The following is a 12,541-nucleotide window of genomic DNA, read 5'->3' as shown; positions in this document are numbered from 1 at the left end:
AACGCTATGGATACGATCTACGCCCTGTCGACGGCGCAGGGCAAAGCCGGTGTTGCGATTATCCGTGTGTCGGGCCCTCTGGCGTTCGGCGCGGCGCAGGCACTCGCTGGGGCCGTCCCCTCTCCGCGCGAAGCCAGCTTGCGCATCCTGCGCGCCCCGGATGGCATGCGCCTTGATGAAGCTCTGGTCCTGACCTTTGCGCAAGGGCACAGCTTCACCGGCGAGGATGTCGTCGAGTTCCATGTTCATGGCAGTACAGCCGTTGTCGCCGCTGTCCTTGATGCGCTGTCGACGCTCGATGATCTGCGTCCGGCCGAACCCGGCGAATTCACCCGTCGTGCTTTGGAAAATGGTTGCCTCGATCTGGCTCAGGTCGAAGGGCTTGCCGATCTGATCGATGCCGAAACCGAATCGCAGCGGCGACAGGCGCTTCGTGTTCTCTCCGGTGATCTTGGAAAACGGGCTGAAACCTGGCGAACATCATTGATCCGCGCCGCCGCACTTTTGGAAGCGACGATCGATTTCGCCGACGAAGATGTGCCTGTCGACGTCTCCCCCGAGGTGACAGAGCTGGTGACCAGTGTCACCAACGATCTCGAGCGTGAAATCTCCGGCGTGACAACCGCCGAGCGGATTCGCTCTGGTTTCGAAGTGGCGATTGTCGGCGCGCCCAATGTGGGCAAGTCCACCTTGCTCAATGCTTTGGCGGGCCGCGATGCCGCCATCACCTCCGAAGTTGCCGGCACCACCCGCGATGTCATCGAAGTCCGCATGGATTTGGGCGGTCTGCCCGTGACGCTTCTGGACACGGCTGGGATCCGCGAAACCGATGATATCGTCGAATCCATCGGGGTCGAGCGCGCCCTTGCCCGGGCGCAGGCGGCCGATCTTAGGGTGTTCCTGATCACGGCTGGCGATACGCCCGATCTCAACCCCGAACCTGACGACATCGTGTTGAACGCCAAGGCCGATCTCTCCGATAACCCGGCTGACGGTATATCTGGCAAAACCGGGCTCGGCGTGTCCGACCTTATCGCGCGGATCACGGCGATCCTGTCAAAGCGCGCCTCGGGCGCCGGTCTCGCCACCCGGCTGCGGCACAAACAGGCGATGGAGCGTGGCCTCGCCGCGCTGCAGTCGGCGCTTGCCCTGTTGCCCGATGGCGAAGACACCGCAGAAATTACCGCCGAAGAGATTCGAACCGCTATCCGTGCGCTCGATTCTCTGGTAGGACGCGTCGATATCGAGAACATCCTGGACGAAATATTCGCAAGCTTTTGCCTTGGGAAATGAGGAGTGTTTCACGTGAAACATTTTGATGTCATCGTGATCGGCGGCGGTCACGCCGGATGCGACGCAGCCTGCGCCGCAGCACGCGTCGGCGCGCGCACAGCCCTTGTGACCCTGAACAAATCGGGCATTGGCGTCATGTCCTGCAACCCGGCCATCGGTGGGCTTGGCAAGGGCCATTTGGTCCGCGAAATCGATGCGCTCGACGGTGTCATGGGGCGTGTCGCCGATAAGGCCGGCATTCAGTTCCGCCTGCTTAATCGCCGCAAAGGCCCAGCCGTCCAAGGCCCGCGCGCCCAAGCCGATCGCAAACTCTACCGTGAGGCGATGCTGTCCGAGATCGAAAATCAACTCGGTCTGAGCATCATCGAAGGTGAGGCCGCTGATTTCCTGATGAAAGGCGAGCGTGTCACCGGCATCGCTCTCGCCGACGGAAGCGAGATTTCCGCAGGCGCGGTCGTACTGACAACCGGAACGTTCCTGCGCGGCGTCATCCATATCGGCGACGTGTCCCGCCCCGGGGGGCGCATGGGCGACAAGCCCTCGATCAAATTGGCCGAGCGGCTTGACAGTTTCGCGCTCAAGCTTGGGCGGCTCAAGACCGGCACGCCTCCCCGGCTCGATGGCAAAACCATCGACTGGGACATTCTTGAAAAACAGCCCGGCGATGATGACCCCGTGCTGTTCTCGTTCCTCTCGGACGCACCCACCGCGCGGCAGATTTCCTGTGGGATCACCCACACAAACGAGCAAACGCACGCCATCATTCGCGACAACCTTGATCGATCCGCGATGTATGGTGGCCATATCGACGGCGTCGGCCCCCGCTACTGCCCGTCGATTGAGGACAAGATCGTGCGCTTTGCCGACAAGACCTCTCATCAGATCTTCCTCGAGCCCGAAAGCCTGTCCGACGACCTGATTTATCCCAACGGGATCTCGACCTCCCTCCCCGAAGAGGTGCAGCACGACTATGTCCGGTCGATTGCGGGTCTGGAACATGCCGTGATCGTGCAGCCGGGCTATGCCATCGAATACGATTACGTCGATCCGCGCGCCCTTGACGCCACGCTCGCGGTCAAGGCAGTTCCCAGCCTTTATCTCGCCGGTCAAATCAACGGAACCACCGGTTATGAAGAGGCGGCGGCCCAGGGTCTTGTCGCCGGGTTGAACGCCGCTCTGGCGGTGCAAGGCCGTGATCCTCTGCTCTTTAGCCGCTCGGACAGCTATATCGGCGTTATGGTTGACGATCTGATAACCCGTGGCGTGTCCGAACCTTACCGCATGTTCACCTCCCGCGCCGAGTTTCGCCTTTCCCTGCGCGCCGACAACGCCGACCAACGCCTGACGCCTCTGGGGATAGCTACGGGCCTTGTTGGTCCGCAACGCAGTCAGGCTTTCGCCCAAAAGATGGAACGCCTCGAAACGGCCCGCGCGCGTCTTGACGCGGCCAGCTTCACTCCCCGCGACCTGATCAAGACCGGACTGAAAATCAATCAGGACGGCTCCCGCCGCACCGCCTTTCAGCTGCTCGCCTTCCCGGATATCGACTTTTCGCATCTGCTCACCCTGGATCCGACATTGGCCGATATCGACGAAGCCTCACGGGCGCAGCTCGAGAAGGACGCGCTCTATGCCAATTACATCCAGCGTCAGAACCGTGACGTTGAAATGATGAAGCGCGACGAGGCACAGGAAATTCCCTCTGATCTCGATTTCTCTTCTATCGATGGGCTGTCCAACGAGCTCAAGACCAAACTTACCGCTGCCCGCCCCGCGAATCTGGCGCAAGCCTCGCGCATCGATGGGATGACGCCTGCAGCCCTGACGTTGCTCATGGCCCGGTTGCGCCTGCGCAAGCGTGAAAAAACTGCATGAGCGATGCGCCTGATCTCAATGTTTCACGTGAAACATTGGAGCGCCTGACCATCTACGAGGTGCTGCTGCGCAAATGGACGCCCCGGATCAATCTTGTGGCGCGCTCGACGCTCCCGGATCTCTGGCAGCGTCATTTCGTTGATTCCATTCAGATTTACGATCTCGCGCCACATCCGGTCGATCACTGGGTCGATCTTGGGTCCGGCGCCGGATTTCCGGGTTTGCTGATGGCCATTCTTTCGCTTGAAACCGGATCGCCCAAGCGCACCACCCTTGTGGAAAGCGATGTCCGCAAATGTGTGTTCCTCAACACCGTGATCCGCGAAACGGGTGCGCGCGCCGATGTCATCAATGACCGGATCGAGAATATCCCGCCCCTTGAGGCAAATGTCCTGTCGGCGCGCGCGCTGGCCGATCTGACCACCCTGCTTGGCTTTGCTGAACGGCATATGCGCGCCGATGGGACGGCGATCTTTCCCAAGGGCGAAAACTGGCAAAAAGAGGTCGAGGCCGCGCAAACAGCTTGGACCTTCACGCACCGGCTTGCTAAAAGTAAAACTGAAACTGGCCCAGTTATCATGACCATTACAGGAGTCGCCCGTGTCTGATCCGACCCGCCCTCGCGGACCCAAGATCATTGCCGTTGCAAACCAGAAAGGCGGCGTTGGAAAGACCACGACAACGATAAATCTGGGCGCTGCACTGGCCGAAGCCGGGCAAAAAGTCCTGATCATCGATCTGGACCCGCAGGGAAACGCCTCGACCGGCCTTGGAATCGACGCGTCGGACCGTGAACTTACCACATACGAGCTTCTTCTCGAAGAAATTGACCTTTCAGAGGTCGTACAGGAAACCGCCTTTGAAAACCTGTTGATTGTTCCCGCAACCGTCGATCTCAGCTCGGCGGATATGGAGTTGATCGCAACCGAAAAGCGCAGCTTCCTTTTGCATGACGCCCTTCGCCAGACGGCAATGGACGACTACGCCATTGATTACATCCTGATCGATTGCCCCCCGTCGCTCAACCTGTTGACCGTCAACGCGATGGTTGCCGCCCATTCCGTGCTGGTGCCGCTTCAAAGCGAGTTTTTCGCGCTCGAAGGCCTGTCACAATTGATGCTGACCATTCGCGAGGTCCGCCAGACTGCCAATCCCAATCTGCGTATCGAAGGCGTCGTGCTGACGATGTTCGACGCGCGCAACAACCTTTCTTCGCAGGTCGAGCAGGATGCCCGCGATAATCTTGGCGCCCTGGTGTTCCAGACGCGCATCCCCCGAAATGTCCGCGTCAGCGAGGCGCCCTCCTACGCGGTGCCGGTTCTGCAATATGATTCGGCGTCCAAGGGGGCGCAGGCTTACCGCGATCTGGCGCGGGAATTGATGTCCAATCAGACGCGCGCCGCTGCGTAATCACAGGAGCTTCGGATGACTGACAAGAAAACCAAACAGCGCGGCTTGGGCCGTGGCCTGTCCGCGCTCATGGCCGACGTGAACGAAGACAAAGCAATCACCTCCGATGCCCCGAAGTCGGCGGATCGCACTGTTCCGATTGAGAAAATCCGCCCCAACCCCGATCAGCCGCGCCGCAGCTTCGACAAGGACAAGCTCGACGATCTGGCCGCGTCCATCAAGGAAAAGGGCATCATCCAGCCCCTGATCGTGCGTCCCGTGCCCGGAGACGATACCGCGTTCGAGATTGTCGCGGGTGAACGCCGCTGGCGCGCGGCTCAAATGGCCAAGCTGCATCAGATCCCTGTTCTGGTGCGCGACTTCAACGATACCGAAGTGCTGGAAATCGCCATCATTGAAAACATCCAGCGCGCCGATCTCAACCCCGTGGAAGAGGCCGCCGGTTACAGTCAACTGATGGAAAAATTTGGCCACACGCAGGAAAAACTGTCCGAGGTTCTGGGCAAAAGCCGCAGTTACATCGCCAATTCGGTGCGCCTTCTGACTCTGCCCGAAGAGGTCCAGACCTATCTCCGCGATGGCCGCCTGAGTGCCGGGCATGCCCGTGCCCTCATAACCGCCGAAGATGCCGCGGCCCTGGCGCGCGAGGTCATCAAGAAAGGCCTCTCTGTTCGCGAAACCGAGGCGCTGGTCAAGAAATCCATCAGCAACATCTTTGCCGATCCCGGTAACAAGAAGAAGCCGTCGAAATCAGTGGAAAAGGACGCCGATACCAAGGCGCTCGAGGGTGATCTGTCGGCCAATCTGGGCATGGCTGTCCGGTTGGATCACAAGCCAGGGCAGGAAAAGGGCCAGCTGACCATCACCTACGAAACCCTTGATCAGCTCGACACCCTGTGCCGTATGCTAAGCACCGGCGACTGACCGCTCTCAATCCACCAGCAAGTCCCGCAAAACCGCGTTCAGCACCGGCCTGCCCTGCTCGGTGACCCATACCCGCTGTCCGTTGCTCTCGATCATCCCAAGCTCTCGCAGCTCGAACAGTTTTTCTTCTGACAGCGCCTCGCCTGCCAACGCTTCATAACGCACAACATCTATGCCTTCGCGAACTCGCAACCCCATCATGAGGTATTCCGCCGCCTGATCCTTGGGATCAATCGCCTCCCATTGCTTCTCGGACTTCCCCGCATCCACCGCGCTCAGCCAGCGATCGGGGTTCGACCAAGCCTCGGTCGCATGGCGTTGACCATCCAGCGTCACGCGCCCATGCGCTCCCGGTCCGATGCCAACATAATCCCCATAGCGCCAGTAAATCAGGTTATGCCGCGATTCAGCGCCCGGTTTGGCATGGTTCGACACTTCATAAGCGTCCATGCCCGCGCCCGCGCAAATCTCTTGCGTCGCCTCATACATATCCGCGGCGGCATCTTCGGCCGGCAACCCCTTCAGCCCGCCCCGCGCATAGCGATCCGCAAAGGCGGTGCCCTGCTCGATGGTCAGTTGATAAAGCGACAGATGATCCACCGCCATCTCCAACGCGTCGCCAAGCTCGGCCCGCCATGCCTCAACCGTTTGATCCTGTCTCGCGTAAATCAGGTCAAAACTGACGCGATCAAAGTTTTTCCTTGCAATATCATAGGCTTGACGCGCTTCGGCCAAGCTATGTATCCGGCCCAGACGGCGCAAATCGACGTCGTTCAACGCCTGAATGCCCATCGACACCCGCGAAACACCGGCCTCCGCATATCCCCGAAACCGTCCCGCCTCCACCGACCCCGGATTTGCCTCCAGCGTCACCTCCAGATCATTCGCCTGTGGCCAGCTTTGCCGCACGCGCTCAAGAATGGCGGCGACCACATCCGGATCCATCAGGCTGGGCGTGCCTCCGCCAAGGAAAACCGAGTTCAAGACCCGTCCCGGCAGCATCCCGGCATAGCGGTCGATCTCGTGCAAATAGGCTCGAAGCCAGCGGGATTGATCGATTTCACGGCTCACATGGCTGTTGAAATCGCAATACGGGCATTTGGCCTCGCAAAACGGCCAGTGCAGGTAGAGGCCAAAGCCCCCCTGTTGCCAATCCTCAGCCAAAACAGCCCTTTACCAGCTTGGCAAAGGCATCGGCCCGGTGACTGATCCGGTTCTTTTCCCAGCGGTCCATCTCGCCGAATGTCTGCTCATACCCGTCAGGCTGAAAGATCGGATCGTATCCGTGCCCCTCATGCCCTCGCATGGGCCAGACGATCCGCCCCTCGACCGTTCCGGGGAACACCTCGTCATGCCCATCGGGCCACGCCAGCACCAGAGTACAGCAAAACCGCGCCGTCCAGGGCTGCGGGATACCGCTTTCCACCAGCCGGTCATGCGTCTTGCCCATCGCCATGATGAAATCGCGACCCGTCTCTGTTTCGGCCCAATTCGCCGTAAACACACCCGGTGCGCCATCCAGCGCATCCACCTCGATGCCTGAATCGTCCGACAGCGCGGGCAGGCCCGTGGCCTTGGCCGCCGCATGGGCCTTGATCCGCGCATTGCCCACGAAACTCGTCTCGGTTTCTTCCGGCTCGGCCAGTCCCTTTTCCGCGGCACCCACCACCTTGACGCCGAAAGGCTCCAGCAGGCTGGCGATTTCTTCCAGCTTGCCGGAGTTATGGGTCGCAACCAGCAGGGTATCGCCCGTGAATTTACGCATTCACCGCCGCCTTTTGCGCCGCAACCAACTCGGTCACGCCCTTTTCCGCCAGATCCATCAGCTGGTTCATCTGCTCCCGGCTATAGGTCGACCCTTCGGCGCTCATCTGCACCTCGATCAGCCGCTTGCTCCCGGTCATGATGAAATTCCCGTCCACACCGGCTTCGCTATCCTCGGGATAATCCAGATCAAGCACCGGCTGACCGGCATAGATCCCGCAGCTGACCGCCGCCACCGGATCGACAAGCGGATCGCTGATCACGTCACCTGCCTTCATCAGCTTGTTGACCGCTAGCCGCAGCGCGATCCAACCGCCGGTGATCGCCGCACAGCGTGTGCCGCCATCGGCCTGGATCACATCGCAATCCACCGTGATCTGACGCTCACCCAAAGCCACCCGATCGACACCGGCCCGCAACGACCGGCCGATCAGCCTCTGGATCTCGACGGTACGTCCGCCTTGCTTTCCCGCAGTTGCTTCGCGGCGCATCCGCGACGAGGTCGAGCGCGGCAGCATCCCGTATTCCGCCGTGACCCAGCCAAGCCCGGTGCCCTTCATGAAGGGGGGCACGCGCTCTTCAAGACTGGCGGTGCACAGCACATGAGTGTCCCCGACACGGATCATGCACGACCCCTCGGCATGTTTCGTGACATCCGTTTCGATTGAAACGGGGCGCATTTCACTTAAATCTCTACCCGAGGGGCGCATGTCGTCATCCTTTTACAAATTCGTCCCGTGGATACAGTCCGTGTCACGCAGATAGCAACCCCGATTGACCTTTTCCACAAGCCGTCTTTAATGACGAGCCATACCCCAAAACGGCCTGACCATCATGAATGACCAAGGCAAAATTCTCGAAGAGATGAATGAACGCTCCCGCGAGGTGTTTCGCCGGGTGGTGGAAACCTATCTGTCCTCGGGGGCGCCCGTCGGCTCGCGCACCCTGACACGTGATTTCAGCGAAAAGGTCAGCGCGGCAACAATCCGCAACGTGATGCAGGATCTCGAATATCTCGGCCTGCTGGAAAGCCCGCATATCAGCGCCGGTCGCGTCCCCACACAGACCGGTCTGCGCATGTTCGTCGATGGCCTGCTCGAGGTGGGCGACCTCCAAAGCACCGACCGCGAGATGATCGACGCCACCCTTGGCAGCAATTCCAAGGATGTGTCCGGTATCCTCGACAGGATCGGATCGGCCCTGTCCGGCGTCACCCATGGCGCTTCCCTGGTTCTGGCGCCCAAGCGCGAGGCGCCGATCAAGCATATCGAATTCGTGAGTCTGGCGCAGGATCGCGCGCTCGTGGTGCTGGTCTTTGCCGATGGCCATGTCGAAAACCGCATCTTCACGCCGCCTCCGGGCCAAACGCCCAGTTCAATGCGCGAAGCTGCCAATTTCCTCAACGCACTGGCCGAGGGGCGCACCCTCAGCGAGCTTCAGCGCGTGATCTCCAAGCAGATCGCTCAGCGGCGACAGGAAATCGACAAACTGGCGCGCGATCTGGTGGAAAGCGGCCTGGCCGTGTGGGATGGCGAGGGCGACACCTATGAGCGCCTGATCGTACGGGGCCGCGCGAATCTGCTCGATGCCGAGACCGAAGAACAGGATCTGGAACGCATCCGCACCCTCTTTGACGATCTCGAACGCAAGCGCGATATCGCCGAATTCCTCGAACTGGCCGATGAGGGCGAGGGTGTGCGCATTTTTATCGGCTCCGAGAACAAACTTTTCTCACTTTCGGGTTCCTCTCTGGTGGTCTCTCCTTATATGAACGCTGACCGAAAGATCATTGGTGCGGTGGGCGTCATCGGTCCCACCCGTCTGAACTATGGCCGCATCGTGCCGATCGTGGACTACACGGCGCAACTGGTCGGAAAACTGATCGCGGACCGGAGCTAGAGGTGAAATATGGCAGAGCCGAAGAACGAAGATTTCCTTGACGACATCGAACAGGCCGAGGCAGAGGAACACGCCCTCGCCAACGAGGAGATCTCGGATACAGACGCCGAAATCGAAACCCTGCGCGCCGAACGCGACGCGCTGCAGGACAAGTTCATGCGCGCGCTGGCGGATGCCGAAAACGCCCGCAAGCGCAGCGAGAAAGACCGCCGCGAGGCTGAAAACTACGGTGGCTCCAAGCTGGCCCGCGACATGCTGCCAGTCTACGACAACATGAAACGCGCGCTCGAAGCCGCCACCGACGAGCAGAAACAGGTTTCCGCCGCCCTGCTCGAAGGTGTCGAACTGACGATGCGGGAATTGCTCAACGTCTTCTCGCGCCACGGCATCACCCGGATCTCGCCCGAAGTCGGCGACAGGTTCGACCCCCAGCAGCACGAAGCGATGTTCGAAGCGCCGCTTCCCGGCACCAAGGCGGGCGACATCATCCAGGTGTCGACCGAAGGATTCATGCTGCACGACCGTATCCTGCGCCCCGCGCAAGTCGGCGTGTCTTCGAACCACGGCTAAGGATCAGGTCGGGCGCCCAGCCCGACCCAAAGCGTTTCGCGAAAAACCTGACTCAGGGATTTCGCGAAATGCAGTGCTCGGTTCAATCGTTGCACGCGTTACGCCTTTGGCTGATGCCTCAGGTTAAAGGCGGAACGCTTTAGCCCTCCGCGATCCCCTTCAATTCATAAATCAGATCCAGCGCCTCGCGCGGGGTCAATTCGTCGGGCAAGATCTCTGCCAGCCGTTTTTCCACACCAGACTCCCGGATGACCTGCGGCGGCGGAGCTGGCACGGCGGAAAACAGCGGCAGATCGTCGATCAGGGCTTTCTGCGCCGTCCCCCCCTCGCGTTCGCCCTTTTCCAGCGCATCCAGAACCACCCTCGCCCGAGCCACCACCGTCTCCGGCAGCCCCGCCAGCTTGGCCACCTGCACGCCATAACTGCGATCCGCCGCACCGCGCCGCACCTCGTGCAGGAAAATCACGTCGCCATCATGCTCTTTGACGCTGACCGTGGCGTTATCCACCCGGTCCAGCTTGTCGCTCAGATTGGTCAACTCGTGATAATGCGTGGCAAACAGCGCCCGACAGCGGTTGATCTCGTGCAGATGCTCCAGCGTGGCCCAGGCGATACTCAACCCGTCATAGGTCGCCGTGCCGCGCCCGATCTCATCGAGAATCACCAGCGCATGATCGTCCGCCTGATTGAGGATCGCGGCGGTTTCCACCATCTCCACCATGAAGGTCGACCGACCCCTTGCCAGATCATCGCTCGCGCCCACCCGGCTGAACAACTGGCTCACCATCCCGATATGCGCCGCCCGTGCCGGCACGAAGCTGCCCGCCTGCGCCAGCAGCGCAATAAGCGCGTTCTGCCGCAAAAACGTGGATTTACCCGCCATGTTCGGCCCGGTCAGCAGCCAGATGTCATGCGCAGTCCCCAGATCGCAGTCGTTGGCGATGAACGGCTCTCCGGCCTTGCGCAGCGCCTGTTCCACCACCGGATGCCGTCCGGCCTCGATCTCCAGCGCCCGGCTGGCATCCACCTTGGGTCGCGTCCAATCCTCACCACGCGCCAGATCGGCCAGCGCGGTGGCCAGATCCAGCTCCGCCAACGCGCTTGCGGCCTGTGACACCGCGTCGGAATTCTCAAGAATGGCCGCTTTCAAGCTGTCATAGAGCCGCTTTTCAATCTCAAGCGCCCGACCCCCCGCATTCAGGATACGGGTTTCCATCTCGCTCAGCGGCACAGTCGTGAACCGCACCTGATTGGCTGTGGTCTGCCGGTGCTTGAACGTCTCGTTCAGCGGCGCCGACAGCATCTTGTCCGCATGAACGCTCGTCACCTCAACGAAATAGCCAAGCACGTTGTTATGCTTGATCTTAAGGCTCTGAATTCCCGTCAATTGCGAATATTCCGCCTGCATCCCCGCAATCACGCCGCGCCCCTCGTCGCGCAGCTGCCGTGCCTCGTCCAACTCCTCATCGAAACCCGGCGCGATGAACCCTCCATCCCGCACCAGCATCGGGGGTTCCGCCACCAAAGCCTGCTCCAGAAGGTCCAGCACGCTCTCGTGCCCGCTCAGCGCCGTCACCGCCTCGGCCATCAACCTCGGAAGATCGTGGCCCTCGGCCATATCGGCAATAGCGCCCGCCTGTTCCAGCCCGTTGCGGATCGCGGCAAGGTCGCGTGGCCCGCCCCGATCCAGCGCCAGCCGTGAAAGCGCCCGGTCCAGATCGGGCACCTTGCGCAAGGCCGCGCGCAGATCCTCGCTGAATCGACTCTGTTCAACCGCAAAAGCCACGGCATCCAGCCGGTCTTGTACGATTTCAAGCACCCGGCTTGGGCTGGACAGCCGCCGCTCCAGCAATCGCCCACCGCCCGCCGTGACCGTCCGATCCACCGCCGACAACAGCGATCCGGCCCGCCCGCCACCAAGCGCCTGGGTGATTTCCAGATTGCGCCGCGTCGCCGCGTCGATCTGCATGACCCGCGCTTGCGCCTCGCGCTGCGGTGGCCGCAACAAGGGCAGTTTGCCGCGCTGGGTGATCTCCAGATATTCGACGATCGCGCCCATCGCCGCCACCTCGGGCCGCGTGAACTGCCCATACGCCTCCAGAGTGCCGACATCGAACAGATCGCAAAGCCGCTTTTCGCCGCCCGCACTGTCAAAGGCCGCGCGCCCCAACTCGGTGACCGCAGCCCCGGATTCAGTCACTATGTCACCCAAATCCGCCTGATCCCCATCGGCCAGAACCACCTCTGAGGGGGCCAGCCGCGCCAACTCCGGGCCAAGCCGCACCTCGGTCAGCGGCATCACGTGGAAGCTGCCCGTGGAAATATCGACCCAGGCCAGCGCGCCGTCGCCGCGCACCCGCGCGAAACTGGCCAGATAATTGTGCCGACGTGCCTCCAGCAGGCTTTCTTCCGTCAGGGTGCCCGGTGTCACCAGCCGCACGACCCCGCGCTTGACCACTGATTTCGAGCCGCGTTTCTTGGCCTCTTCCGGGCTCTCGAGCTGCTCGCAAACCGCCACCCGAAATCCCTTGCGGATCAGCGTCAGCAGGTAATTCTCGGCCGAATGCACCGGCACCCCGCACATGGCGATATCCTCGCCCAGATGCTTGCCGCGCTTGGTCAGCGCGATATCCAACGCCTCTGCGGCGGCCACCGCATCGTCAAAGAACAACTCATAGAAATCGCCCATCCGGTAGAACAGCAGCGCCCCCGGATATTCTGCCTTGATCTCAAGGTATTGCGCCATCATCGGCGTTACGGCGGATGTCTCGGTCGTCACGTGCGCCCCCCGGCTTGGTTGGCCCGA

At 61.2% G+C, this 12,541-nt stretch carries 11 protein-coding genes; 7 read left to right on the top strand and 4 right to left on the bottom strand.

What is annotated here, in order from left to right; translation table 11 throughout:
* Positions 1-6 precede the first annotated feature (6 nt).
* The 5 genes from mnmE to F3H35_RS03935 are packed head-to-tail and all read left to right on the top strand — an operon-like array spanning position 7 to position 5,502.
* On the top strand, positions 7-1,293 hold the full coding sequence (mnmE, locus tag F3H35_RS03955; RefSeq protein ID WP_149778312.1) for a tRNA uridine-5-carboxymethylaminomethyl(34) synthesis GTPase MnmE: 1,287 nt from the start codon (positions 7-9) through the stop codon (positions 1,291-1,293).
* A 12-nt stretch (positions 1,294-1,305) separates the two neighbouring features.
* Positions 1,306-3,168 carry a tRNA uridine-5-carboxymethylaminomethyl(34) synthesis enzyme MnmG gene (mnmG, locus tag F3H35_RS03950; RefSeq protein WP_149778311.1) on the top strand — a complete coding sequence of 621 codons (1,863 nt, stop codon included), beginning with the start codon at positions 1,306-1,308 and terminating at the stop codon, positions 3,166-3,168.
* The gene (gene rsmG / locus F3H35_RS03945; RefSeq protein WP_149778310.1) at positions 3,165-3,776 is read left to right on the top strand and encodes a 16S rRNA (guanine(527)-N(7))-methyltransferase RsmG; all 612 of its coding nucleotides are present in this window, start codon (positions 3,165-3,167) and stop codon (positions 3,774-3,776) included. Before mnmG ends, rsmG begins: the two co-directional genes overlap by 4 nt.
* Entirely contained in the window at positions 3,769-4,578 is an 810-nt protein-coding gene (locus tag F3H35_RS03940) for a ParA family protein (RefSeq protein WP_149778309.1), read from the top strand. Before rsmG ends, F3H35_RS03940 begins: the two co-directional genes overlap by 8 nt.
* A 15-nt stretch (positions 4,579-4,593) precedes the next feature.
* A complete protein-coding gene (locus tag F3H35_RS03935; protein WP_149778308.1) occupies positions 4,594-5,502 on the top strand; it encodes a ParB/RepB/Spo0J family partition protein in 909 nt (302 codons plus the stop codon).
* Positions 5,503-5,508: 6 nt separating this feature from the next.
* On the opposite strand, the gene hemW is transcribed toward F3H35_RS03935, so the two are convergent.
* From hemW to rph, 3 genes are read right to left on the bottom strand one after another with little or no spacing between them, the layout of a single operon-like run.
* Positions 5,509-6,666 (bottom strand): radical SAM family heme chaperone HemW, encoded by a 1,158-nt coding sequence (hemW, locus tag F3H35_RS03930; protein ID WP_149778307.1) that lies wholly within the window; start codon positions 6,664-6,666, stop codon positions 5,509-5,511.
* Complete coding sequence (gene rdgB, locus F3H35_RS03925) at positions 6,659-7,267, bottom strand: RdgB/HAM1 family non-canonical purine NTP pyrophosphatase (RefSeq protein ID WP_149778306.1); 609 nt, start codon at positions 7,265-7,267, stop codon at positions 6,659-6,661. The genes hemW and rdgB overlap by 8 nt, the downstream gene beginning before the upstream one ends.
* Complete coding sequence (rph, locus tag F3H35_RS03920; RefSeq protein WP_149778305.1) at positions 7,260-7,976, bottom strand: ribonuclease PH; 717 nt, start codon at positions 7,974-7,976, stop codon at positions 7,260-7,262. Before rph ends, rdgB begins: the two co-directional genes overlap by 8 nt.
* A 124-nt stretch (positions 7,977-8,100) precedes the next feature.
* On the opposite strand from rph, the gene hrcA reads away from it, so the two are divergent.
* Positions 8,101-9,165 (top strand): heat-inducible transcriptional repressor HrcA, encoded by a 1,065-nt coding sequence (hrcA, locus tag F3H35_RS03915; RefSeq protein ID WP_149778304.1) that lies wholly within the window; start codon positions 8,101-8,103, stop codon positions 9,163-9,165.
* A 9-nt stretch (positions 9,166-9,174) separates the two neighbouring features.
* Positions 9,175-9,735, top strand: coding sequence for a nucleotide exchange factor GrpE (locus F3H35_RS03910; RefSeq protein ID WP_149778303.1), 561 nt, complete (start codon positions 9,175-9,177; stop codon positions 9,733-9,735).
* Between the two features lie 139 nt (positions 9,736-9,874).
* On the opposite strand, the gene mutS is transcribed toward F3H35_RS03910, so the two are convergent.
* Entirely contained in the window at positions 9,875-12,484 is a 2,610-nt protein-coding gene (gene mutS, locus F3H35_RS03905) for a DNA mismatch repair protein MutS (RefSeq protein ID WP_149778395.1), read from the bottom strand.
* Positions 12,485-12,541 lie beyond the last annotated feature (57 nt).

The sequence above is a fragment of the Roseovarius litoreus genome, assembly GCF_900142765.1.
GTDB lineage: Bacteria > Pseudomonadota > Alphaproteobacteria > Rhodobacterales > Rhodobacteraceae > Roseovarius > Roseovarius litoreus.
The sequence above is the reverse complement of the archived record's forward strand: the minus strand, read 5'-3'. Positions and strand labels throughout refer to the sequence as shown.

Coding starts and splice junctions, on each gene's coding strand:
- mnmE (WP_149778312.1), top strand. CDS start 7: ATGGATACGATCTACGCCCTGTCGACGGCGCAGGGCAAAGCCGGTGTT.
- rsmG (WP_149778310.1), top strand. CDS start 3,165: ATGAGCGATGCGCCTGATCTCAATGTTTCACGTGAAACATTGGAGCGC.
- F3H35_RS03935 (WP_149778308.1), top strand. CDS start 4,594: ATGACTGACAAGAAAACCAAACAGCGCGGCTTGGGCCGTGGCCTGTCC.
- rdgB (WP_149778306.1), bottom strand. CDS start 7,267: ATGCGTAAATTCACGGGCGATACCCTGCTGGTTGCGACCCATAACTCC.
- rph (WP_149778305.1), bottom strand. CDS start 7,976: ATGCGCCCCTCGGGTAGAGATTTAAGTGAAATGCGCCCCGTTTCAATC.
- hrcA (WP_149778304.1), top strand. CDS start 8,101: ATGAATGACCAAGGCAAAATTCTCGAAGAGATGAATGAACGCTCCCGC.
- F3H35_RS03910 (WP_149778303.1), top strand. CDS start 9,175: ATGGCAGAGCCGAAGAACGAAGATTTCCTTGACGACATCGAACAGGCC.
- mutS (WP_149778395.1), bottom strand. CDS start 12,484: ATGATGGCGCAATACCTTGAGATCAAGGCAGAATATCCGGGGGCGCTG.